Raw genomic sequence first — 22,768 nt, 5'->3', positions numbered from 1 at the left:
AATAGCCGGCAAGATACCGTATGATAGAGTACCATGAAAATTCTTACCGCCCGCCAGACCCGCGCCCTCGACCAGGCGACACTGCAGGCCCAGGGCATCAGCTCCGAGGCGCTGATGGAACGCGCCGCTACCGCCTGCACCACCTGGCTTCTCGACCAGCTCCAACCGGCTTTCGCCACGCCTATCCACATCTTCTGCGGCCCCGGCAACAACGGCGGCGACGGCCTGGCCATAGCCCGTCAGCTGCATGCGGCCGGCTACACGCCCCAGGTATGGTTGCTACCTGCCACGAAGCACTCTCCCGATTTTCTGCTGAACCGCCAACGGCTGCCGCCGCAGATTCCCTGCACGAAGCTTAGCAGCCGCACGATGCCAGCGCTGCCCCCCGAAGCCGTAGTGCTGGATGCGCTGTTCGGTACCGGCCTCAGCCGGCCGCTGGCGGGCCTGGCGGCCGACGTTGTGGCGCACCTCAACCAGTCAGGCGCGACTCTACTTGCTGTTGATGTGCCTTCCGGTCTATTGGCTGATAGTTCCCAGCCCGCTGATAGCCCAGTGGTACAAGCCCGCTACACCCTCAGTTTTGAGCTGCCCAAGCTGGCGTTTCTGCTCCCCCAGAATGCTGGGTTTGTAGGTAAATGGACTGTGCTGCCCATTGGGCTCGACGCCGACTTTATCCACAAGGAGGCTGTGGATAACCACTTTGTGGATGCAGGTTTTCTGCGCGGAAGACTACCGCAGCGCGGAAAGTTTTCCCACAAAGGCACATTCGGGCACGCACTGCTGCTGGCGGGCAGCTACGGCAAAATGGGCGCGGCGGTACTGGCGGCGCGGGCCTGCCTGCACGGTGGCGTGGGGCTGCTCACGGTGCGGGGCCCCGCAGTTGGCTACGATATTCTGCAGATTTCAGCTCCGGAGGCCATGGTACTTGCTGACCCCGGCCGGGAATTCGTGACGGAGCTGCCCGCGCTGCAGCCGTACGCCGCTGTGGGCATGGGACCGGGCCTGGGGCAGGAGGCTGCTACCGCTGAAGTGCTCCGGAACTTGCTGCAAAGCGGTTCCAAACTCCCGCTGGTGCTTGATGCCGACGCCCTGAACCTGCTGGCTGCCCACCGTGCGCTGCTGGAGCTCCTGCCCCCCAACAGCCTGCTCACACCGCACCCCAAGGAATTTGAGCGCCTCATCGGGGAGCCCGCCCGCGACGACTACCACCGGCTGGAGCAGCTGCGCGACTTCTGCGCCCGACACCGCTGCTACTGCGTGCTCAAAGGAGCCTACACGGCTTTAGGCACGCCCGAGGGGCCGGTTTATTTCAACAGTACCGGCAACCCCGGCATGGCCAGTGGCGGTAGCGGCGACGTACTAACCGGCCTGCTGCTGGCGCTACGCGCCGACAAACGCCTCTCCCCTCTCGACGCGGCGCTGCTGGGTATATATGCTCATGGCCGCGCCGGCGACCTGGCCGCCGCCGAAACCGGTCAGGCCGGCCTCACCGCCAGTGACCTGATCCGTTACATTGGTCCCGCTTTGCAGGAGCTAACGGATAGCTAGCAGCGGCGTCGTCTTGCCTACGGATGGCAGGCGGAATTCCTGAGCGGCATGCCGGTAGTTCAGGTAGCCCAGTACACGGCCAGAAACTGTACGATCATCACGCCATCGGTGAGAAGGGCGAAGTAGTAGTCCGGCCGGGTTTCGTCGGCGTACCAGATGACGGCCGCCGCCAGCACCGAAGGCAGCAGCAGGGCCAGCAAGTGGGCACTACTCACTCCCCAGGGCAGCAGTACGTTGGCGACAGCCAGCACGGCCAGCGCAAACAGCTTGGTAGCCCGCACCCCGAATACGCCCGGAAACGTGAGCGTACCGGTCAGGCGGTCTTTGGTATAGTCGCGGATATCGAAGACGAAGGCCAGGGCCAGGATGAAGCAGAACCGCCGCGCGAACAGTACCAGCACCAGCGGAGCGGCCAGGGGTTTTCCCAGGTACAGCGCCGGAATCCAGACCGTCACGGCGGCCCAGACATAGGCAATGAGGAATACCTTGAGCAGCGGCAGGTCGCGGAGGGCACGCCAGCGGCTGCGCCACTTCACCAGCGGTAGTGAGTAAAGCAGCGAAATAGCGGCCAAGTGTCCCAGAAACAGGGTCAGGTGCTGCCAGCCATCCAGAAAAAACAGGACCGCCGCTACCACCAGTGCCGCTATAGCTAGCGCAAACAACTCGCGGCGGTGTGCCAGCATCCAGCGCTTGCGCCCGCTCAGCACCAGCTGCTGCTGAAACTTGTAAGGCAGCACGCTGTCGATGTTATACAGGAAAAGAGTGGCCGCAAAAATAAGCACCGCCAGCCGCCACGGAATGTCTACCCGCCAAAACAGAAACGTGGCCCAGGTGAGAGCCAGCGCGGCCAGCGCCAGCCACGTGCTGCTGTAGAGCACGGCGTCGGTCCACTGCCGCAGAATGGCGGTCCAGGGCAAAGCGCCGGAAGAGGCAGCACCGGAAGGCTTATCGGAGGAAGGACGCATAGGGCCAGGGCAAGCAACAGACGAAAAACCCGTGGGCCCAAAAGTACGACAGCCCCGGCTTTACTCGCCCGTTTCATCGTGGCTCGCGTCCACAGGCTTCGACTCTGGCGAACCTTTCTGCCGCAGAAAGATGGGAAGGCCCATAACAGACACAATGCTCAGCAGCCTACAACGCGAAGCGCCTCTCCCAACCAAGTGGTCAGGAGAGGCGCTGCGGGTAGCCTAGTAGTACCGCGAGCCTACAGCTCGACGCCAGAGGTCTGCTTGGCAGAAGCCGCAGATGCGCCGTTCGGGAACGTCTCGTGATAGAGCGTGATGCTGTCCTCGATGATGCGGTAAGCCTCTTCGCGGCCCATGAAACGCTCCACGGTCACGTGCTTGTGCTCCAGAGCTTTGTAGTCCTCGAAAAAGCGCTGCATTTCGTTGAGCGTGTGCGGGGGCAGGTCGGCAATGTCGTTGAAGTGGTTCACGGAGATGTCGTGGGCCGCTACCGCAATGATTTTGTCGTCCTCTTCGTCGCCGTCAATCATCTGCATTACGCCAATAACCTTGGCTTCCACGAGGCACATGGGCACGATATCTACCGAGCAAAGCACCAGAATATCGAGCGGGTCCTTGTCGTCGCAGTAGGTCTGCGGAATGAAGCCGTAGGCGGCCGGATAATGCACGGCCGAAAACAGTACGCGGTCCAGTTTCAGCAGGCCGCTGTCTTTGTCCAGCTCGTACTTGGCCTTCGAGCCTTTCGGAATTTCGATGATACCGTTTACAACTTTGGGAGCGTCGTCGCCGCGCGCCACATCATGCCAGGGATTGAAATGAGCCATGAGAAAAAAAGCAGGTGCCCGTTGCACCTAATGGTATGAGTAAGTAAGTGTATGACGCGGAGGTGCCTGCCCGGGATACGGACCGGCGGGTTATTTGGCCGAAAGAACTTCCAGCAGGGGCTCGCCGGTGCAGCCGTTGGGTTCCTGAATGTGGAGCCAGCGGGCTACGGTAGCTGCAATATCGGTGATTTTAGCCGGGTGGCTCGACTCGCCCTGCTTCACGCGCCAGCCCCAGAACAGCAGAGGCACGTGCGTATCGTAGTTGTTGAGGGAGCCGTGGGTAGTGCCTTTATTGACGGGGTACGAGTACGATTCCAGCCAGCCCGGCTGTAGCACCACCAGCACGTCGCCGCTGCGCTTGGGGTAGTAGCCGTTTTCCAGATACATCAGCATGCCGCTTTCCCAGTGCGACTTCTGCACGTCGTCGGCCGTGATGGCGCGGTTGACGCCGGCCAGCTGCCCGGCAATGTCCACTACTTCGTCCTGCACCAGGCGCAGGTTCAGCTTCTTTTCGGCGATAAGCGGGCGGTTGAGGTACACCTGCTGGTTTTCGTAGCTGAGCACCCACTTGCCGGGGCCGTGGCGGCGCACCAGTGCCTGCTGAATGGAGTCCTGCATGAGGCGCGGGCCCACCGAGCCGCCGGGCAGGTGGTGGTCGGCGAGGAAGCCGGGCGCGTGGGCCGCAGCATGGTCAGCGGACAGAAACACCAGCGCCTGGCCTTTGCCCACGGTCTTGTCGAGGTAGGTGAGCAGGCGCGCAATGTCCTGGTCGAGGCGCAGGTAGGTGTCCTGGGTTTCAATGGCATTCACCCCAAACTGGTGCCCTACGTAGTCGGTACTGCTGAAGCTGAGGGCCAGAAAATCGGTCTGGCCGCGCTGGCCCAGCTGCTCGGCCCGCACAGCTTCCAGCGCGAAATCCAGCGTGAGCGAGTTGCCGAAAGGCGTGGAACGAATCAGGTCGAGGTTGCGGGCCGGGGTCGTTTTCTCGCCGGTAGCCTGCAAGGCTCCCTTTACGGCGGCCGGCAGCGTGGCGCTCAGCGTGGGCAGATCATGCGGGAAAACGGGCTTGGCTTCGCCCCGGAACGCCGATTCCCAGGCCACGTCGTCGGGCGAGCTTTCGGTGTACTGCCCGATAGGCAGCAGGGTATTCCAGGGCTGGTCGAGGTAGCGGGCGGCGCGGTTTTCACCGTTGAACTTCGTCACCCACTCGGGCAGCGTGTTCTGGTAGTAGGTGCTGCTGATGAAAGCGCCGTTGCTGCCATCGTACCAATAGGCTGCGTTAGCCGCGTGCCCGGCCGGCAGAATGGAACCCCGGTCTTTGATGCACACCCCAATCACCTTGCTCTGGAAATTGGTCGCCAGCCGCAGCTCGTCGGTGATGGTAGAAGTCAGCATGTGGCGCGGCGACATCTGGCCCTGCTCGCTGGTGCTGCCCACCGACTTCACGCTCCGGTCTTCCGTGACGTAGGTGCCGCGGCCGGTTTCGCGCTCAAACCAGTTGTTGCCGATGATGCCGTGGAACGAGGGCGTGGTGCCGGTATAGATGCTGGCGTGGCCCGGCCCGGTGTAGGTGGGCACGTAGTTGTAGTGGGCGTTTTCGTAGCTGAAGCCTTCGCCCAACAGCCGCCGGAAGCCGCCGCTGCCGTACTTGCTCCAGTAGCGGTAGAGGTAGTCGTAGCGCATCTGGTCTACCACGATGCCCACCACCAGCTTCGGACGCGCCAGGGCTTTCCCTTTTTTCTGCCCCACGGCAGACCCCGCCAGCGTGGCGGCCAGCAACAATAAGAGGCTCTTTTTCAAATCAGAAGGCAATTAGGCGCCGCCGCCAACGCAGCAACCCGCGTAAGCGGCCCCAAAGATAGAGGCCAACGACCGGAATTACTTCGCTGGCAGCTAAATCGTACCCGCTGCGTACAGCAGCAGGCAGAAGCCCGGCTTCGCTTTACCCGCATTTCTTACAGCTGAAGCCGCTGCTTCGGCGCACCCTTTTGCTATGCCCGACCAGCCCTACGCCCTTTTGTTCGACATGGACGGCGTGCTCATCGACAACACGCCCGAGCAGGCCCGCGCCTTTCAGCTGCTGTTCCGCGACCTGGGCCTGAGCACCAACGCCCGCAAGCTGCTGGAGCGCCTCAACGGCATGCCCGCCACCAACATCCTCAAAACCGTCTTCACCAATCCTGTTCCTAAAAAGAAGCTGGAGGAATATGCCGCCCAGCGCGAGTTCCTTTACCGCACGCTCTACTGGGACAAGCGCCGCGAGTTAGCCGGCCTCACGCCGTTTTTGCAGGCCGCCCGCGCCGCCGGCTTCCGCATCGGGCTGGGCACCGGCTCCGGCGCCGATACCATTGCCTACATCATCGACCACATGGGCCTGCGCCGCTACTTTGATGTGGTGGTGGGCAAGGACGACGTGCCGCGCGGCAAGCCCCACAGAGACACCTTCCGTGAAACAGCCCGGCAGCTGGGTGTGCCGCCGGAGCGCTGCGTGGTCTTCGAGGACGCCCTTCTGGGCGAGCAGTCGGCTTACAAGGCCGGAATACGCGTCATCGGGGTCAGCACGACCCTCAAGCCCGAGCAGTTCCAGGCCCCGCTCACCGTCATCCGGGACTTCACCGGCATCACGCCCGAGCAGGTACTGGCGCTGCTGGCCCGGCACCCCGAAACGCCCAAACCCAGCCGCGCGCTGGCAAAGCGGCAGTACATGCAGTTGTAAGCCCGGTACCGAAAGCACTAAAACAAGAAAGCCCCGGCGCTACGCGCCGGGGCTTTCTTGCGGGAGGCGGGTGCGCCGCCAGATTACTCCAGTTACTCCAGCACGAGGCGCGTAGCCTGCGTGCCGGAGCGCACCACGTACACGCCCGCAGGCTGCCCGGCCGGCAGCACCAGGCGGGCCATGCCCGTGGCATCGGCCGTGGCGGTCAGCACGAGGCGGCCGACGGCGTCAAACACCTGCACCGTGGCGCCGGCTTTCGCGCCAGCCAGCGTGGTGGCCCCCGTCGTGGGGTTGGGTACCATCATCAGGCGAACGGCCGGCGTGGCGGCGCTCAGCGCCACGGCCCGTACCGGAGAGTGCGAGAACGTGCCGTCTTGGTCTACCTGGCGCAGGCGGTAGTAGAGCATGGAGGCGCCGGTAGGCAGCTGCCGGTCAACCGTGGTATAGGTGCGGGAGGTGCTGCTGCTCCCCGCGGCCTGCACCGTAGCGACGTCCCCGAAGGTGGCGCCGTCCAGGCTGCGCTCTACCTCAAACCGGGCGCTGTTTTTCTCCGAAGCTGTGGCCCAGGCCAGGCGTACGGTGTGCGGGCCTTCGGCCGTGGCCGTGAAGGCGGTCAGCTCTACTGGCAGCGGAGCCGCCGAGTTGCCCAGCGTCCAGATTGAGAAGCTGCGGATGCCGGCCTTGGTAACGGTGTTGGCCGCCGCGCTGCGGCTGGTGAAGCGCTGGTTGGCCCAGGTGTCGGGGGCGCCGGTTTCCGATTTAAACAACACGAGGTTGGCTTCGGGAATAGCGTTCAGCTCGTGCTCAAAGTAGCTGAACACCATCGTTACGTCTAGGCCCGTGCGCGTGGCAGGCTGAATATCGAAGTTACGCAGGATGCTCACGCTGTTGTCTACGCCGGTCAGGGCGGTGCCAGTGGTGCGCACCACTGGCGTCAGGCCGGGTGCCGTGGAGCCGGCAGCCGGCGTCAGGGTCAGCCCGATGCCGCCGAAGGGCTGCGTCGCGCCGGCCGCGAGGGTCCGGGATACGGCCACCTGGCCCAGCACGTAGCTGGTTTCGGTTTCGCTGAGACTGGCCGCTGCGCCCAGCGTGAGACGGTACGCAGAGCCCGTGTTCAGGATACCGACGTTGGCGGCGCCCGGCGCGAAGGTCAGGGTGCCATCCAGCGTCAGGTTGCGCTGCAGCTCCACGGTGCCGGCCGTTTTGTTCACGCTCACGTTGGTGAGGGCGGCCGTGCCGGTACCGCCCAGCGTGTGGGTAGCGGCCGTGCCCACGAAGGCGATGGTGCCGCCCAGCGGGTCGGTACCGCTGTAGGCAAAATTGCCGTTGACCTGCACCGTGGCCGCGCTGCCCAGCGTGATAGGAGCCTCAATGGTCAGGTCCTTCACGGCTACGGTGCCGGCACTCAGGCTGGGGTAGCGGCTCAGGCCGGTCGGGATAATGGCGTTGGTGGCGGCATCAGGCACTTTGCCGTAGCTCCAGTTGGCGCAGTCGGTCCAGGTGGTGCTGGCGCTGCCGTTCCAGGTGGTCGTGGCCGTGGGCGGCACCGTTACGGTCACAACCGCCGACTGTGTGGCCGTATTGCCGCTGGCGTCGGTCAGGGTGACACGCACGGTCTGGGGCGTGCCGACCTGGGCGCAGGTGAAGGTGTTCGGGCTCACCGTAATGGAAGCCACGCCGCAGTTGTCGGTGGCGGCGGCCGTGGTGAGCTGGCTGCCCGCTACGGTGGCCGTGCCATCGGCTCCCAGCGCTACTGTGGCCGGCTGCGTGAAGGCGTTGGTGTTGGGCACCAGCACGTAGAGGCTCTTAACCGTGTAGTTGCCAACGTTGCGGGCAAACGTCCAGTCGGGGTTGCCGGAGCCACCCACCTGGTTGCCGATGCCCACGTCGTCGCCATCGGTCTTGTGCCAGGCATTGTAGGCCAGCACCGTTTGCCGGGCGGCCAGGTTGTGTACCTGGAACGAGCCGTAGCCGTTGGTATTGGTGGCCTGGTCGCCGAAGTCGTACACCGAGCCGCTGGCGCCGGGCACGTTGTCGGTGTTGGCCTGGGCATAGTCGCCAGGCCACATTTCCACGCGGCCGGTGCCCAGGTTGGTGCCCGTAGCCAGCGTGCCGCCGGCATTGCTGAACACGTTCAGGTTACTTACGCTTTGGTGCCAGTTCACGGGGTTGGCCAACCGGTGCGGCAGGCCCAGCTGCGTGAGGGTGCTGGCGAAATTGTCCATCGACGCCCACACCCACTGCGTGCCGCTGCCGTTGGTCAGCTCCATGAAGTAGGCCACGCGGGCCGGAGTGCCCAGCTGGGTGTTGCTGCTGTTGTTGATGGTGTACGGCACCGCCGCCAGGGCCCCGAAGTTGGCGTTGGCCGGCATATCGAGCTGGTAGAGTACGCCGTAGCCAGTGGCTTCGGGCACGTTGGTCAGGGCCAGGGCCGGGGCGGCGGGCAGCGTGCCCTGGGCCGGCGCCCGGTTGTCGGTGACGGTCACGGTCGTCAGGGCCAGGGCGGTGTTGCCACCGGCATCGGTCACCAGCAGGGCCGCGTAGTTGAGCCCTGCTTCGGCGCAGCCGTAGGTGAGCTGCGCGGCCGGAGTACCAACCGGGTAGGCATACGTGGCCCGCACGGCCAGCTTCTTGAACGTTCCCACGCAGGGGTCGCCGAAGGTGGTGTTGCTGGCGACGATGCTGCCCGTGTTCTGACCCAGCAGCGCGGCTTCCACCACCGACAAGCTGGTGGTGGCGTGGCAGCCGCTGAGGGCGTAGTTGCCTGCCGAGCCAGTGGGCGTGCCGTAGCTGGCAAACTCCACCGACACAAACCGGGCGCCGGCCGGGGCCGTCAGGGTCAGGGTTTGGCCTTCGGGCACTTCACCAAAGGCCACACCCGTCGTCCATTTTTGCAGCGTCAGGCTGCCGGCGGTGGCCGGGCCGCAGTTGGCGGTGCTGCCATTGTTTACTGCCGTGGCGGCCAGCGTAGCGCTGCCGTTGGCATCCAGCACCAGGGCCACGGGCCGGGCCGTAGCTACCGGGGCCGGGCATACCGTGAAGGTGTTGGTATTGGAGTTAACACTTACCGTCCGGCCGCTGAGCTGGGCCGTGGCGTACACCGTATGGCTGCCCTGGGCCAATGCCGTGGGCTGCACCAGGGTCCAGCTGCCGGCGGTGCTGGCCGTGGTGGTGCCCACCGTCGTCCCGTCCACGTAGACGGTGATAACCGCGCTGGCCGAAGCCGTGCCGCTGTAGGTGGGGGTGCCGGTGCTCAACTGGCTGCCGTTGGCCGGAACCGTCACGACGGGCGCGGGCGTAGCGGGCAGCACGTAGGTAAGGCTGTAGGCTCCTGCGGCGGCCGTATTGAAGTTGCTGGCGGCGTCCTGGGCCACGTTGGCCGGCACGTTCACCGTCACGGGCCCGCCGGCGGTGGGCGTCACGGTGAAGGTGTAGACGGTGCCGGGGCTGGTGCCGTTTACCACGTTACCCGTGATGGCGCCGTTGGTCACGGTCACGTCGCCGCCCACAAAGCCGCTCACGTTTTCCGAGAAGGTCACCGTGAACGGAATCGGGGCGGTGCCGGTGCTGCTGCCGCTGGCACCCGCTGTGCTGCTGATGGCCACGGCGGGGCGGGTCTTGTCGATGTCATAGGGCTGGCCACCCGTGAAGGGCAGCTCGCTTACCGTGGGCGAAATGCCGCTGCTGCTGGTCAGATCCAGCCGCAGCGTGCCGTTGCCCGTGCCCGTGTTCACGTTGACCGTGTAGGTAGTGCCCGAGCCGACCAGGCTGCTGATGGAAGCGCCGCTGAGGCCGCCGGTCGTCGTGACACTGAAATTGCTGATGGATATCCCCGTCACGGGGCTGGCAAACGTCACGGTGAAGCTGACCGAGCCGGCGTTGGTGGGATTGGTGGTACTGGCCCGCACGATGGACGTGACGGTGGTGGCAGTCGTAAACGGCTGCACCGTGCCGTAGCTGGTGCCCGCGCTGTTGATGGCGTAGGCCCGCACGTAGTAGGTGGTGCCGGCCGCGAGGCCCGCCACGGTTTCCGAGAACGTACCCGCGCCCGTACCATTGGCATCCTGCGTTACGCCGGTGCCGCCGATAGCGGGCGTGGTGTTGGTGGCGCTGTACAGCACGCCGCGCTGCGTAACGGCCGCGCTGCCGATGGCCGTTACGTTGCCGCCCAGCACGGCACTGGTGGAGCCGATGGTGGTAGCCGCCGCCGTCGTGACGGTGGGGGCCACGGCCGCCTGCTGATACACCACCTCATCGATGCCGATGTAATCGGAATTGTTACCCAAAACCCCGCCGTTGGTTACGAAGTAGCGGAAGGCAAACCGGCCCGTCATCAGCGAGGGCACGCCGGTAACCGTAACGGTGTACTGGGTCCAGCTACTAGGGTACCCGCCTATCGTGAGGCCGGGGTTAATCTCCAGCGCCAGCGTCGTGAAGTCGCCCACGTCGGTGGCGCTGGCACCTACGTTGGTGCTGGCGCCGGCCGTGCTCAGGCGCACCTGCAAGCGGTCAGGGTAAGAACTTCCTGCCACCGCGCGAGTCCAGAAGCGAAACGTCGAGCCGTTGACCAGACTCAGCTCCGGCGTCAGCAGCCAGGAGCTGATGGTACCCTGGGAGCTGACGTTCTCATAGTTGGCCGCAATGTAGCCCGAGCTGCTTTGAGGGGGAAAATCAATGGTGTTGCCCTGAAACCAGGAAGTGGTGCCTACCGGCTGCGACTGGTTCCGGATAACCCAGCCGGCGGGCGGCGCTACGTCAAAGGATTCACTGAGCGTGCTCAGTTGCGCCTGGGCCGGAGCCGTGGCCGCCAGCCCAAGCCACAGGGCCAGCACCAGGCTCCAGGGCGCACAGAGTTCACCCAACGCGCGTAAGCCGCGCCGGGCACAAGAGTAGCGTGTTTGCATGCAGAAGATGGAGCGCCACCTCCCGTAGATAAGGCAACGGCCCGAGCAGACAACTTGCCCGGCCGCAACAAAGGATGAAAAGAAGATATCCTGGCAAAGATACCGGATGAGGAAAACTTTATCCTAGGATTAATTCAATAACCCGGCGGTTTATTTTTACGTAGCCGGCCCCCTGTCCGGCCTATGCGCAGGCGCGGCTGGCAGCCCGGCGGCAGTGCCCGGCGGGGCGCCGCCCGCCGCTGCCCCCGCCCCGCCCCCCAACGCGCCGGCCCCGCCGTGCCCGGTCACGCTCCTGCCAGGGTCCGGGGCCAACCCGATAGCCGACAGCCGGCCGGCAGCGGGGCCCTTGCGCCGGCCGCCACTGGCCCCCTCCCTGGCCGGCCGGCCAGCGGCACCCGCTGCCCGGTAGGCGGCCCCGGCTCTCTTGAGCGCCGCACTTGGCCCGGCCGGCAGCAAAAAGCCCCGCCCCAACCGGGGCGGGGCCGAACGCGGGACCGTGGCCGGCCGCTACTGCACCAGGCGGCTCAGCACCTCGGTGAAGGGCTGCTGGTCGGTGTCACCGCCCACGGCGGCTACTTTGCAGTACACCCGGTCGGCGGTTTTGCAGGCCGTGAGCAGCGCGTCGCCGTCGCGCACCACCACCGTCAGCCACTGGTTGTCGGGCAGCTTCTGGTCGGTGGTGTACACATACTTCAGGGCCACGGCGTGGGCCGGGCGCTTGGCCTTGGCGCAGAGCGTGCCCGGCTGCGGGCCATCCACGAGCTGAAACCGGGTGGGCGCGTCCAGGGTGGTGTGCCGCTCGCGCTCCTTGCTCAGGGCCAGGCCCGTGGAGAGCAGCGCCGCCTCGTCCTGGGGGTAGAGCGTGTTGGCCATCTGGGCCACGGCGCTCAGGCTCTGGTTGAGCGTGGCGCGCAGCTGGGCCAGCTCGGCGGTCTGGGTGGGCGTGGGGTGCAGAATGCTGGCGGCGGCCAGGTAGGGCGTCAGAGCGTCCTGTAAGGCCTTGAGCTGGTCTTTGGCGTCGGGGTAGCGGGGGTTGGCCGCCATGTTGGTCAGGCAGTTCTGCGCCAGCGGGCCAATGTCCATCTTGGACATGTTGTCGAAATTGGTAATCAGTCGGCGGGTTGCCATAATTGAAATGCGGTAACGAGTAGAATAAGAGAGAAACGGCCCTTCGGCCCCGGCGCACCTGCGTTCTTCGTCACCAGACGGCCCCCCGGCGCTCCGGTACGGCCCGCCCCTGTTGGGTACAGCGTGTTTCCAGGCATTGGACAGCGTTTTCACTGTTTAGGAAAACGTGTTCAATGCGTTGGAAGCCGTGTTCAATGCGTTGGAAGGAGCGTTCAATGCATTGAACAGCGTCTTCAATGCGTTGGAAGCCACGTTCAATGCGTTGGAAGGAGCGTTCAATGCGTTGAACAGCGTCTTCAATGCGTTGGAAGCCGTGTTCAATGCATTGAAGACGCTGTTCAACGCATTGGACGCGTGGCATAACGGCCGAAGCCGCAGACAGCACCAGGTGAGGGCGGGGCACAGCCCCGGCGGCAGCCGGTACCCCACGGGCCCGACCGGCATAACAGAATACAGACACGCAGGCAATAGAAATAAAGGTAATCGGGGGCCGGGCGGCGGTGGGCAGCCCGCGGCTACCGCCCTGCCTGCCAGGAGGCTGCACTAAATATAGGTGTTTGACTTATTCGGTGTCAAGAGGGGGCGCGAAATAGTTTCGGGGGCGGCGGCGGGGCGCGGTGGCAGGGGCCGCGCCGGGTCCCGGAAGGGCAGGCGGCCGGGCGGGCCGGAGTGCCCCGCCCCGCCCGACTGCGGTCGGCACGCCTGGCCGGCCGGGGCCGCCGGGGCACCTCCTCTACCCTACTACCGGCCCGGCCGGCCGGGCCTGCCAGACCCGTTGACCGCATAACGGGAGGCCCGGCCTCAGGCCACCGGCGCGGGGGCCGGGGCGGCCGGCAGCGCCACCCCGTAGAGGGCGGCTACCAGCGCATCAATCTGCGCTTCCAGGGCCTGGGTGTCGGCGGCGGCATCGGCGGCTTTGGCGGCGTCGTGGTAGCACACCAGCTGGCCATCCAGCAGCTTCAGAAACAGCAGGCGGTTGACCTACATCAGGCACAAAGCCAGGGCCACGCCCTCGCGCTGGGCGGCGGGGGCCAGCATCTCCTTGGGGTTCTTGGGTCCCTTCACTTCCAGCACCACGCCCACAGGCGAGTCGGCGGTGTCGCCGAGGTGCAGCACCAGGTCGCGCTTGTCCTTCACGTTGCCGTAGCGCGTGCCGCCCTCCGCCGGCTTGCTCACGTGGCGCAGGAAGTCGAGGATATGGGTTTCGCCGTGGCGCTCAATCTTGTGGGGGTCGAGGTGCTTGAGCATCTCGGCTAGGTGCCCTCGGAAGGCGGCCAGCTCGTCGGGGCTGGGCTTGAGGCGGCGCAACGCGGCCGTAGCAGTATCGGGCGAGAGGTATCGGGGCTGTAGCATAGCGGCCGTAAGCTACGGGCCACCGCACACACTCCGCGCCCCCCAACCAAAATGGCAGGCTGCCGCCACAGGCCCCTACTCCACCACCAACGCCTGCCCGAACTGCTGCCCCGGCTGCTGCCCTTCTGCCTGCACCTGCAGCCAGTAGCGCCCCGGCGCCAGCCCCGCCACCGACACCCGAACTACCCGGCCGGTAGCCGTCCGCGCCAGCGGCAGCCGCGCCACCACACGCCCCTGCGCGTCCAGCACCGTCGCCACCGGACGAAGCGCCACCACCCCCGCCGGTACCTGCACGGCTACCCAGCTGTGCGCGGGGTTGGGGTAGAGCTGCAGCGCGCCGGGCGCGGCCGGGCGCGACACGCTGAGCGTGCCCGGCGCGAAGGCCAGCGCGTTGGTGCCGCCGCCGGGCACGCTCAGCGTGAGCGGGCCAGCCACAGCTCCCGCGGGCACCGGCACCCCGGTCACGTCGGTGCCGGCCGCATTCACGGTCAGGTTGGGCACGGCCACCGGCCCGTTGGCGGTGGGGAAGTTCACGGCCGTGGCCCCGGCCAGGCCGGTGCCGCTGATCGTAATGCGCGTGTTGCCGCTGCCCGGCACAAAGGCCCAGCTGCGCAGCGTGGCCAGCTGCGGGTCGCGGTAGATGCCGAAGTGCGAAAGTGGCACGCTGCTGTCGAACACCGCCTCGAAGTTGCCGCCGGCGTAGAGCAGGCCGTCGGGGCTGAGGGCCAGGGCCAGCACGTTCTGGTTGAGGCCGTTGCCGAGCGCGCTCCAAGCCTGGCCGTTCCAGCGGGCCAGGAAGTTGGCGGCCTGGGGCGGCGGGCTGCTGGCAGCGTAGAAGTCACCGCCCACGTACACGCTTGAGCCCGACACGGCAATGCTCGTGACGCCGCTGTTGGGGGCCAGGGGCAAGCCCGGGCCGAGGCCCTGCCAAGCGGCGCCGTCACACACGGCCACGTTCCTGGCCGGGCGGCCGTCGGCGGTGGTGAACTGGCCGCCGGCGTAGAGCTTGTTGCCCGCTGCGGTCAGGGTCGTCACGCGGCTGTTGAGGCCGGGGGTGGGGCCGCTGCCCACGGGGGCCCAGGTGGTGCCGTCCCACTGGGCCACGTACTGCACCAGCGCCACGTTGGGCGGCCGCACCGAGAAGCTGCCGCCGGCATACACCACGCTCCCCTGCACCACCAACGACCTGACTTCCCCGGCCACGCCGTTGTCGCCGTTCATGAGCAGCGGCTGCCAGGTTTGGCCGGTCCATTGCGCAATGGAGTAGGCCGGCTGCCCGTCGGCGGTGCTGAACGAGCCGCCCGCGTACAGCGTGGTGCCCTGCAGGCACAGCGCATTCACCACGCCGTTGGTGCCGGTGCCCAGCGCGCGCCACGCCGTGCCGTCCCAGCGGGCCACGCGGCTGGCGGGCTGCCCGCCGGCCTGCATAAAGTCGCCGCCCACATACACGTCGTTGCCGGCCACGGCCAGGGCCAGCACCGTGGCATCTACGCCGTTGGCGGAACCAGTGCCCAGGCTGCTCCAGGCGGTGCCGTTCCAGCGGGCCACGTTGTTGGCCGCCACGCCCCCTGCCGTGCTGAACCGGCCCCCCACGTACACGTCGGGGCCGGCCACCGCCACCACGGCCACCACGGCCGCGCTGTTGATGCCAAGGCCGCCGCCCAGCGAATGCCAGGCGGCGTTTTGCCAGCGGGCCACGTACGAAGCCGCCACGTCGGCGGCCGCCGTGAAGTCGCCGCCGGTCACCAGTGTTCCGCCCACTGCGGCCAGGGCCCGCACCGGGGCGTTGGTACCTTGGCCGAGGCTGGTGCTTAGCGGCAGCCAGGCGGCGCCGTCCCACTGCGCCACGTGGCGCGCGGCCGTGGTGCCCGCCTGCCCGAAGGCACCGCCCACGTACAAGGCAGTAGGCGTGGCGGCCAGGGCGTACACGGCGTTGTCGGGCCCGGCGCCCAGGCTGCGCCAGCCGCTGCCGGTCCACTGTGCCAGGTAGCGGGCCGCTATGCCCCCGGCCTGCCAGAACAGCCCGCCCACAAACAGGTTGGAGCCACGGAGTGCCAACGCCAGCACGGCGCCGGTGGTGCCCGTGCCCAGGCTGCGCCAGGCGGTGCCGTCCCACTGCGCCACGTACGCGGCCGGGGTGGGGCCGGCCTGCGTGAAGTAGCCGCCCACGTACAGCGTGCTGCCCTGCACGGCCAGCGCGTGCACGCTGTTGTTGACGCCGCCGCCCACGGCGCTCCAGTTGCTGCCGTCCCACCGGGCCACGTGCGGCGTCAGCGCCCCACCGGCCGTCGTGAAGTTGCCGCCGGCGTACAGCGTGGCGCCCGACACGGCCAGGGCGTGCACCTCCGCGTTCATACCGGCGTCGGGGCCGGCGCCCACGGCGCTCCAGCTGCTGCCGTTCCACTGCGCCACGTTGCGGGCCGTGGTTCCGCCGGCCCGGTTGAAGCGCCCGCCCACGTACAGCGTCGTGCCCACCATGGCCAGCGCATTGACGGCATTGTTTACTCCGTTGGCGGCGCCGGTACCCAGGCTGTTCCACTCGGTGCCGTTCCAGCGGGCCACGCTGTTGGCCGGTATGCCGCCCACGGAGGTGAAGTCGCCTCCCACGTAGGTATCGGCCCCTACCTGCAGCACCGCGTTGATGCGGGAGTTGGCGCCCGGCGCCTGGAACCCCGCCTGCCAGTGCTCGTCGCCGGCACCGGCAGCCTGGCCGGGCCCCGCCGCCCGAAACACCGGCTGCCCGTCGGGCGCCATGTACAGGCGGTGCGCCCGCGCATCGAAAGCGCCGTGCACACCGGCGCGCAGCGTCCCGTCGGGGTTTAGTGCTTCGGCCAGCGCGCTTTGCCCGGGCGGGCTTTGCTCGGCAGCCGGCAGGCTTGCGGCCGGCGCCGGCCGGCCCACTAGCCCCAGGACAGCGCACAGCAGCAGCCCGGCCAGCACCCGGTAGCGCCCTGACTTCAGATTAAGTAGTGGCCGAGCGCTGTGCGGCAGAAGTAGAGTTGCAACCATAGTGGGCACCAAGAGACGTTTGCCGCTAAAGGTAGCCCCGGTGCTGCATCCGCCCAAGCGGCCGCCTGCCTTCCCCGCCTCTACCCAACCCGGCCGCCGGCCGCGCGGGCTTCCCGGCAGGTTCTCTAGCCCCCAGCATGGCCCCCAAACACACACGAGGCCCGCCTCCTTACGGAAGCGGGCCTCGTGTGTGTAAATAGAGCCATCTTACCGGCTGGCAGCCAGCGCCTCAGCACCACCCACGATTTCGAGAATCTCGGTGGTAATGGCCGCCTGACGCGTCCGGTTATAAGTCAGCTTGAGCGACTTGAGTAGCTCACCGGCGTTTTCGGTGGCTTTCTCCATGGCCGTCATGCGGGCGCCGTGCTCCGAGGCGTTGCTTTCCAGCACGGCCTTGTAGAGCTGCACCTTCAACGACTGCGGAATCAGGGTCTGCACGATTTCCTCTTTCGAGGGCTCGAAGATGTAGTCCACGTTCGAGGTCTGCACGGCAGCCGGGTTTGGCTCGGCGGGTACCAGCGGCAACAGCTGCTCAGCCCGTACCACCTGCGTGGCCACGTTCTTGAACTCGTTGTACACCATCACCACTTCGTCGTACTGGCCGGCCCGGAAGCCGTCCATGGCCTGCTCAGCCGCCTCCCGCACCGTGTCGAACGACAGTTTGCCGAACACGTGCGTGTAGTTGCCCACCAGCGGACCGCGGCGCCCGAAGTAGTCGTGCGACTTCTTGCCGATGGCCATGTAGGCCACATTACCGGCCGCGGCCTGCGCAGCGTAGCGCTCCTGCACCAGGGCATTCACGCCCTTGAACACGTTGCTGTTGAAGGCACCGGCCAGGCCACGGTCCGACGTGATGGCAATTACCAGCACCCGGCGCACCTGGCGCTGCACGGCATATTCGCTCACCACGTCGTCGCCGACCTGGGCCGTCAGATTCGTCAGGATGCTGTTGAGCCGCTGCGCGTAGGGGCGCATACGCAGGATGTTGTCCTGCGCCCGCCGCAGCTTGGCCGCCGCCACCATTTTCATGGCTTTGGTGATCTGCTGCGTGCTTTGCACCGATACGATGCGGTTACGGACTTCTTTTAAGCTAGCCATTTTTTGTTGAGCTGTTAGCTGTTAGCTATTAGCTGTTGGCTTTCCCGGCATTATATCAGCGCGGAAGAAAACCAGTAGCTGTTGGCTGCTGGCGGCGCTTCCGAAAAAGCCAACAACCAACAGCCAACAGCTAACAGCTTATTTAGTGGCGTATACCGCCGACAGGTCTTTGGCAACCTGACGGATGGCACCGGTGATGGTGTCGTCCAGCTTACCCGCCTTCAGGCCTTGCAGCACTTCGGGGTGGCGGTTGTTGAGCACCTGCACGAACTCCTTCTCGAACTCGCGCACCTTGTTTACGGGCACCTGGTCGAGCAGACCGTTGGTAGCGGCGTAGATAACGGCCACCTGATCTTCCACGCGCTGGGGCGAGAACTGGGGCTGCTTCAGGATTTCGAGGTTACGACGGCCGCGCTCGATGGTGAGCTTGGTCGAGGCATCGAGGTCGGAGCCGAACTTGGCGAAGGCTTCCAGTTCGCGGAACTGGGCTTGGTCGAGCTTCAGCGTACCAGCCACTTTCTTCATCGACTTGATCTGGGCGTTACCACCCACGCGCGATACCGAGATACCTACGTTGATAGCAGGGCGGATACCGGAGTTGAACAAATTGGTTTCGAGGAAGATCTGGCCGTCCGTAATCGAAATTACGTTGGTCGGGATGTAGGCTGAAACGTCACCTGCCTGGGTTTCGATGAGCGGCAGAGCGGTCAGCGAGCCACCACCTTTCACCAGGTGCTTGATGCTGTCCGGCAGGTCGTTCATGTCCTTTGCAATGGTGTCGGAAGCGTTGATCTTCGCGGCACGCTCCAAGAGACGGCTGTGCAGGTAGAATACGTCACCGGGGTAGGCCTCACGTCCGGGAGGACGACGCAACAGCAGCGACACCTCGCGGTACGCCACCGCCTGCTTCGACAAGTCATCATACACTACCAGAGCCGGACGGCCCGTGTCGCGGAAGAACTCGCCGATGGCGGCACCCGTGAAGGGCGCGAAGAACTGCATGGGAGCCGGGTCAGAAGCCGAAGCCGAAACCACCACCGTGTAGTCCATAGCACCACCCTTGGTCAGGGCGTTTACTACCTGGGCTACGGTCGAAGCTTTCTGGCCTACGGCTACGTAGATGCAGAAAACCGGCTCGCCGCGCTCAAAGAACTCGCGCTGGTTCAGGATGGTGTCAATAGCTACCGTCGACTTACCCGTCTGACGGTCACCGATGATCAGTTCGCGCTGGCCACGGCCAATCGGAATCATGGCGTCAATAGCCTTGATACCGGTCTGCATCGGCTCCGTTACGGGCTGACGGAAGATTACACCGGGTGCCTTGCGCTCCAGGGGCATATCGTAGGTCTGGCCCTGGATGGGGCCACGGCCGTCGATAGGCTGGCCCAGCGTGTTTACCACGCGGCCCACGATGCCTTCGCCCACCTGAATGGAGGCAATTTTATTGGTGCGGCGCACCGTGGCTCCCTCGCGGATTTCGCTGTAGTCGCCGAGCATTACGGCACCTACGTTGTCTTCTTCCAGGTTAAGAACCAGGGCCTGCAGGCCGTTTTCAAATTCGAGCAATTCCCCCGACTGGGCTTTGCCCAGGCCGTAGATGCGGGCTACACCGTCGCCAACCTGCAATACCGTACCAACCTCTTCGAGTTCGGCTTCGGTTTTGAAGTTGGACAACTGCTCCCGCAGAATGGCGGATACTTCATCCGGACGTACTTCTGCCATGTGGATTATAGTTGAGATTGGTAGGGGTTCTTCGAGAATTCGGTGCGCAGCTTGCGCAGCCGGAAGCTCACGGAGTCATCTATCTGCCGGTCGCCCACGCGCAGCACAAAGCCGCCGATGAGCGAAGCATCTACTTTCTCGGTGAGAATAACCTGCTGAAGGCCGGTCTGCTGGCGAACCAGCGACTCTACCTCCGCGCGCAGTGCCGGCGTCAGCGGCATAGCCGTTGTCACTTCGGCAGTCTGTATGCCGCGCAGGGTGTTGTATTGGGTCAGAAACTCGGAGCCGATGAATTCGAGCGCGCTTTCGCGGTTTTTCTGGGTAACAATAGTGAAGAACTTCTCGGTGAGAATCGACACTTTGCCCCCGAAAACGGCGCGCAGGATAGCCAGCTTCTTGTCGTGCTTGACGATGGGGTTGCGCAGCAACAGGCGCAGGTCACGGTTTTCGTTCAACGTTTTGTTGAACAGGTCCATGTCCTGCTTTACCTGCTCCAGCGTACCCTGCTCCTCGGCCAAATCGAGCAACGACTTGGCATAGCGGGAGGCAACTCGTAGTTCAGACATTAATGTAGGGTCTTAGGGTCTTGGGGACTTAGGGTCTTGGATAGGAACAGGGCCCGGAAAACCAAGACCCTAAGCCCCCAAGACCCCAACAACCTAATTCAGATTTACTTCCTTCAGGTACGAGTCCACGAGTTGCTGCTGAGCCGGTTGATCCGTCAGCTCGCGGCGCAGAATACGCTCCGCAATATCGATGGACAGCTTGGCAGCGGTGTTTTTCACCTCAGCCAGAGCCGCGTTCTTTTCGTTCTGAATGGCTTCGCGGGCCTGCACAATCATGCGGCCGCCTTCTTCCGTTGCCTTGGTTTTCGCCGTCTCGATGAGCTGGTTAGAAATTTCCGTGGCTTCCTTCAGAATACGGTCACGCTCCAGACGGGCTTCGGCTAGCAACTTTTCGTTGCCGGCTTTCAACTGCTGCATTTCGATCTTGGCCTGATCGGCCATACGCAACGCCCCTTCGATGGAATCTTCCCGCTCGCGCAACGAGCTAAGGATAGGTTTCCAGGCGAACTTGGTCAGCAGGAAAAGGAGAATCAGAAAAATGACCAGCTGCCAGAACAGCAGGCCGAAACTAGGGTTGGTAAGCATTAGCGCTCAGCGAAATTGGTGAATAATCGGGCTTCGGCTCGTCGCGTTTTAGCGCTTCACAAAGCCCGCTACAACCCAAAGAAAACGCAAGCCCGACGCACCTGCCGCCTAGCAATGCCAGGGGCCGGTGAGTCGGGCCGGGCGGCTTCTCTACTGAAGCTTCAGAGCAATCAGCAGGCAGACTACTACTGCGAACAGAGCAGCACCTTCAACCAGAGCAGCCACAATCAGCATGGCGGTCTGGATTTTGCCGGAGGCTTCCGGCTGACGGCCAATAGCTTCCATGGCCGAGCCACCGATGCGGCCGATACCCAGACCAGCACCCAGAATAGCCAGACCGGCACCGATACCGGCACCCATTACAGCCAGACCAACAGCATTAACAACCTGCAGCAACAGAGAGAGCAGCATAAGACAAAGAGTTTGAGGGGAATGTGAAATGAAAAAACGCAGGAAAAAAAGCGGGAATTAGTGAGCGTTGTGGCCCGTCACGTGCAACGGAGCATCGGCGTCGTCGCCACCGATACCGTAGTCATGGTCGTGGTGCTCTTCTACCGCCCCGCCAATGTACATAGCGGTGAGCAGCGTGAAGATGTAGGCCTGCAGGATAGCAACCAGCAGTTCCAGCACATTGATAAACAGGCCAAAAGCAATAGACAGCGGCGCAATACCAACTGTATTGAAGATGAAGATCAGGGCAATAAAGCTCAGGATAATGATGTGACCGGCCGTGATGTTGGCAAACAGTCGAACCATCAGCGAGAAGGGCTTCGAGATGACGCCAATCAATTCCACCGGAATCATAATCGGGCGCAGCCAGAGCGGAACACCGGGCGTCCAGAAAATGTGCGACCAGTAATACTTATTGGAACTGAACGTGGTGATGCACAGCGTAATGAAGGCAAACAGGAAAGTTACGGCCAGGTTGCCGGTAAGGTTGGCAGCACCCGGCAGCAGGCCCAGCAGGTTGTTGAACCAGATAAAGAAGAAGATGGTCAGCAGGTACGGCAGATACCGCTCGTACTTGGGGCCAATTGCCTTCTTGGCTACTTCGTCGCGCACAAAAATGATGATCGGCTCGAAGAAGGACTGTACTCCCTTGGGAGCACGGCCGTGGTTTTTGCGATATCCGGCCGATACGGAGAAGAACACAATCAGCAGCAGCGCAACGCTAATCAGCATCGACGCTACGTTCTTGGTGATGGACAGGTCGTATACTTTGCTGCCATCCGTAGCTTCCAGCGTTTCGTGCTCCAGCTTGAGGCCTTCGTGCACGGTACCCTCCGGATAGAGGTGGTGCGAAGAGAATACCGACAGACCTTTAGCGGGCTGGTAGGCAATGATGGGCAGCGGCAGCGTGAAGTGGGCGCCTTCGCCGGCTTCCCCGAAAAAGTGCCACTCGTGCGCGTCGCCGATGTGGTGGAGAATCAACTCCCCGGCATTGAAGCCTTCCTTCTCATTTGCCTCGTGCTTGGAGACGGTCTGGTCCTGGGCAGAAACCGAGAACGAGAGTAAGCAGAAAAGGGCTACAAATAAACGCTTCATCCAGAATGACTTAAGTCAATGTTCACCAGAAACTCACAAAGAGCTTTCACCCGGTTTTGAAAACGGGCGCAAGTTAGTCAGAACGCTCCAGATTTCAAACCCGGTGAAGAGAAAATACCCGATAAAGAAGGCTCCCAGTGCGGTGTAGGTGCCGTTGCCTTCGTGGGCGCCGCCTTTATATAAGTATACCAGCACGAGCCCCATGCTCAACAGCATGCGTACCACCATGGAGCCAAAGTAGGCGCCCATGAAGTTGTCGGAATTGGAGCGCACCAGCCGGGCCGTAAACCAGTAAATGACCGCCGTAAGCACCGCAAAGTAGGCCAGGATGTACGAGGCCAACGGATGCACCACGGCCGTCCCATAGCGGGCATTCAGCAGGTAAAGCGTGCCGTAAAGCAGCAAAACCAGTAGCAGCAGATTGCGAAAAAACCGGAGCAATGCGAGTACGTAGTGGGTGATGGGGCCGCAAAGGTACGCCAGCCGATGCTACCAACCACGCATTTGTCTCATTTTCACAGCTTACTTATCGCGCTTTGTCTACTAGCCCTATTTATCCGACACTTCCCGGATGACCAAGTACATGGCGACGAACACGCCGGCCAACGTGAGTACAACCGTTCCCCAGGGCCCGCTGCTGAAGCGCCCATCCAGCCAGATACCGAGCCAGGTGCTCAGGCCAATGGTGGCCAGCATCTGAAAGCCGACGCCCATGAATCGGCCGAAGTTGCCGCCGCGGGGCGTTTGGGGGGCGGGAGTCGGGGCATCAGACATAGTGCAGCAGTTGGAAAGGTGGAGGTTATAC

20 protein-coding genes are annotated in these 22,768 nt (G+C 64.2%); 3 read left to right on the top strand and 17 right to left on the bottom strand.

Annotated features, from left to right (window positions below):
- Positions 1–33: 33 nt before the first annotated feature.
- Entirely contained in the window at positions 34–1,548 is a 1,515-nt protein-coding gene (locus IC231_RS02050) for an NAD(P)H-hydrate dehydratase (protein WP_190782952.1), read from the top strand.
- Positions 1,549–1,607: 59 nt separating this feature from the next.
- Here IC231_RS02050 and IC231_RS02045 read toward each other — a convergent pair whose 3' ends face one another.
- From IC231_RS02045 to pafA, 4 genes are all read right to left on the bottom strand, one after another.
- A complete protein-coding gene (locus IC231_RS02045) occupies positions 1,608–2,513 on the bottom strand; it encodes a UbiA family prenyltransferase (protein ID WP_190782951.1) in 906 nt (301 codons plus the stop codon).
- A gap of 60 nt (positions 2,514–2,573) precedes the next feature.
- The gene (locus IC231_RS20280) at positions 2,574–2,708 is read right to left on the bottom strand and encodes a DUF6766 family protein (protein ID WP_317173245.1); all 135 of its coding nucleotides are present in this window, start codon (positions 2,706–2,708) and stop codon (positions 2,574–2,576) included.
- 44 nt (positions 2,709–2,752) lie between these two features.
- The gene (locus tag IC231_RS02040; protein WP_190782950.1) at positions 2,753–3,337 is read right to left on the bottom strand and encodes an inorganic diphosphatase; all 585 of its coding nucleotides are present in this window, start codon (positions 3,335–3,337) and stop codon (positions 2,753–2,755) included.
- Positions 3,338–3,427: 90 nt separating this feature from the next.
- Positions 3,428–5,137 carry an alkaline phosphatase PafA gene (gene pafA, locus IC231_RS02035; protein WP_190782949.1) on the bottom strand — a complete coding sequence of 570 codons (1,710 nt, stop codon included), beginning with the start codon at positions 5,135–5,137 and terminating at the stop codon, positions 3,428–3,430.
- A 193-nt stretch (positions 5,138–5,330) separates the two neighbouring features.
- Here pafA and IC231_RS02030 point away from each other — a divergent pair, with 193 nt between their 5' ends.
- Complete coding sequence (locus tag IC231_RS02030) at positions 5,331–6,053, top strand: HAD family hydrolase (protein ID WP_190782948.1); 723 nt, start codon at positions 5,331–5,333, stop codon at positions 6,051–6,053.
- A gap of 92 nt (positions 6,054–6,145) precedes the next feature.
- On the opposite strand, the gene IC231_RS02025 is transcribed toward IC231_RS02030, so the two are convergent.
- Together IC231_RS02025 and IC231_RS02020 are read right to left on the bottom strand one after the other, a co-directional pair.
- Positions 6,146–10,957 (bottom strand): T9SS-dependent choice-of-anchor J family protein, encoded by a 4,812-nt coding sequence (locus tag IC231_RS02025; RefSeq protein WP_190782947.1) that lies wholly within the window; start codon positions 10,955–10,957, stop codon positions 6,146–6,148.
- 507 nt (positions 10,958–11,464) lie between these two features.
- Positions 11,465–12,085 carry a hypothetical protein gene (locus IC231_RS02020; protein ID WP_190782946.1) on the bottom strand — a complete coding sequence of 207 codons (621 nt, stop codon included), beginning with the start codon at positions 12,083–12,085 and terminating at the stop codon, positions 11,465–11,467.
- A gap of 166 nt (positions 12,086–12,251) precedes the next feature.
- On the opposite strand from IC231_RS02020, the gene IC231_RS02015 reads away from it, so the two are divergent.
- Positions 12,252–12,632 carry a hypothetical protein gene (locus tag IC231_RS02015; RefSeq protein WP_190782945.1) on the top strand — a complete coding sequence of 127 codons (381 nt, stop codon included), beginning with the start codon at positions 12,252–12,254 and terminating at the stop codon, positions 12,630–12,632.
- A gap of 254 nt (positions 12,633–12,886) precedes the next feature.
- Here the strand turns inward: IC231_RS02015 and IC231_RS02010 are convergent, their stop codons facing one another.
- The 11 genes from IC231_RS02010 to IC231_RS01960 form a co-directional block, all read right to left on the bottom strand.
- Positions 12,887–13,024, bottom strand: a complete 138-nt coding sequence (locus IC231_RS02010) for a hypothetical protein (RefSeq protein ID WP_190782944.1) — start codon at positions 13,022–13,024, stop codon at positions 12,887–12,889.
- A gap of 42 nt (positions 13,025–13,066) precedes the next feature.
- Complete coding sequence (locus IC231_RS02005; protein WP_190782943.1) at positions 13,067–13,438, bottom strand: DUF7149 domain-containing protein; 372 nt, start codon at positions 13,436–13,438, stop codon at positions 13,067–13,069.
- Between the two features lie 75 nt (positions 13,439–13,513).
- Positions 13,514–16,447, bottom strand: a complete 2,934-nt coding sequence (locus IC231_RS02000; RefSeq protein ID WP_190782942.1) for a T9SS type A sorting domain-containing protein — start codon at positions 16,445–16,447, stop codon at positions 13,514–13,516.
- Between the two features lie 207 nt (positions 16,448–16,654).
- Positions 16,655–17,545: an ATP synthase F1 subunit gamma gene (gene atpG, locus IC231_RS01995; protein ID WP_185887875.1), complete on the bottom strand. Its 891-nt coding sequence runs from the start codon at positions 17,543–17,545 to the stop codon at positions 16,655–16,657.
- A gap of 138 nt (positions 17,546–17,683) precedes the next feature.
- A complete protein-coding gene (atpA, locus tag IC231_RS01990) occupies positions 17,684–19,267 on the bottom strand; it encodes a F0F1 ATP synthase subunit alpha (protein WP_190782941.1) in 1,584 nt (527 codons plus the stop codon).
- 5 nt (positions 19,268–19,272) lie between these two features.
- Entirely contained in the window at positions 19,273–19,833 is a 561-nt protein-coding gene (atpH, locus tag IC231_RS01985; RefSeq protein ID WP_190782940.1) for an ATP synthase F1 subunit delta, read from the bottom strand.
- Positions 19,834–19,926: 93 nt separating this feature from the next.
- Complete coding sequence (locus IC231_RS01980; RefSeq protein ID WP_190782939.1) at positions 19,927–20,418, bottom strand: F0F1 ATP synthase subunit B; 492 nt, start codon at positions 20,416–20,418, stop codon at positions 19,927–19,929.
- A 150-nt stretch (positions 20,419–20,568) separates the two neighbouring features.
- The gene (atpE, locus tag IC231_RS01975; protein WP_044511419.1) at positions 20,569–20,829 is read right to left on the bottom strand and encodes an ATP synthase F0 subunit C; all 261 of its coding nucleotides are present in this window, start codon (positions 20,827–20,829) and stop codon (positions 20,569–20,571) included.
- 57 nt (positions 20,830–20,886) lie between these two features.
- Positions 20,887–21,963, bottom strand: a complete 1,077-nt coding sequence (atpB, locus tag IC231_RS01970) for a F0F1 ATP synthase subunit A (RefSeq protein ID WP_190782938.1) — start codon at positions 21,961–21,963, stop codon at positions 20,887–20,889.
- A 33-nt stretch (positions 21,964–21,996) separates the two neighbouring features.
- The gene (locus IC231_RS01965; RefSeq protein ID WP_190782937.1) at positions 21,997–22,404 is read right to left on the bottom strand and encodes a hypothetical protein; all 408 of its coding nucleotides are present in this window, start codon (positions 22,402–22,404) and stop codon (positions 21,997–21,999) included.
- Between the two features lie 108 nt (positions 22,405–22,512).
- Positions 22,513–22,737, bottom strand: a complete 225-nt coding sequence (locus tag IC231_RS01960) for an AtpZ/AtpI family protein (protein WP_211538812.1) — start codon at positions 22,735–22,737, stop codon at positions 22,513–22,515.
- Positions 22,738–22,768: the final 31 nt, after the last annotated feature.

It is taken from the genome of Hymenobacter duratus (assembly GCF_014698995.1).
Classification (GTDB): Bacteria; Bacteroidota; Bacteroidia; order Cytophagales; family Hymenobacteraceae; genus Hymenobacter; species Hymenobacter duratus.
Note: the sequence above shows the minus strand (reverse complement) of the source record. Positions and strands in the feature narration are given on the sequence as shown.

What these genes read in the sequence shown, in the direction of transcription:
- IC231_RS02050 (WP_190782952.1), top strand. Translation starts at nt 34, where the DNA reads ATGAAAATTCTTACCGCCCGCCAGACCCGCGCCCTCGACCAGGCGACA.
- IC231_RS02045 (WP_190782951.1), bottom strand. Translation starts at nt 2,513, where the DNA reads ATGCGTCCTTCCTCCGATAAGCCTTCCGGTGCTGCCTCTTCCGGCGCT.
- IC231_RS02040 (WP_190782950.1), bottom strand. Translation starts at nt 3,337, where the DNA reads ATGGCTCATTTCAATCCCTGGCATGATGTGGCGCGCGGCGACGACGCT.
- IC231_RS02030 (WP_190782948.1), top strand. Translation starts at nt 5,331, where the DNA reads ATGCCCGACCAGCCCTACGCCCTTTTGTTCGACATGGACGGCGTGCTC.
- IC231_RS02025 (WP_190782947.1), bottom strand. Translation starts at nt 10,957, where the DNA reads ATGCAAACACGCTACTCTTGTGCCCGGCGCGGCTTACGCGCGTTGGGT.
- IC231_RS02020 (WP_190782946.1), bottom strand. Translation starts at nt 12,085, where the DNA reads ATGGCAACCCGCCGACTGATTACCAATTTCGACAACATGTCCAAGATG.
- IC231_RS02005 (WP_190782943.1), bottom strand. Translation starts at nt 13,438, where the DNA reads ATGCTACAGCCCCGATACCTCTCGCCCGATACTGCTACGGCCGCGTTG.
- IC231_RS02000 (WP_190782942.1), bottom strand. Translation starts at nt 16,447, where the DNA reads ATGGTTGCAACTCTACTTCTGCCGCACAGCGCTCGGCCACTACTTAAT.
- atpG (WP_185887875.1), bottom strand. Translation starts at nt 17,545, where the DNA reads ATGGCTAGCTTAAAAGAAGTCCGTAACCGCATCGTATCGGTGCAAAGC.
- atpA (WP_190782941.1), bottom strand. Translation starts at nt 19,267, where the DNA reads ATGGCAGAAGTACGTCCGGATGAAGTATCCGCCATTCTGCGGGAGCAG.
- atpH (WP_190782940.1), bottom strand. Translation starts at nt 19,833, where the DNA reads ATGTCTGAACTACGAGTTGCCTCCCGCTATGCCAAGTCGTTGCTCGAT.
- IC231_RS01980 (WP_190782939.1), bottom strand. Translation starts at nt 20,418, where the DNA reads ATGCTTACCAACCCTAGTTTCGGCCTGCTGTTCTGGCAGCTGGTCATT.
- atpE (WP_044511419.1), bottom strand. Translation starts at nt 20,829, where the DNA reads ATGCTGCTCTCTCTGTTGCTGCAGGTTGTTAATGCTGTTGGTCTGGCT.
- atpB (WP_190782938.1), bottom strand. Translation starts at nt 21,963, where the DNA reads ATGAAGCGTTTATTTGTAGCCCTTTTCTGCTTACTCTCGTTCTCGGTT.
- IC231_RS01960 (WP_211538812.1), bottom strand. Translation starts at nt 22,737, where the DNA reads ATGTCTGATGCCCCGACTCCCGCCCCCCAAACGCCCCGCGGCGGCAAC.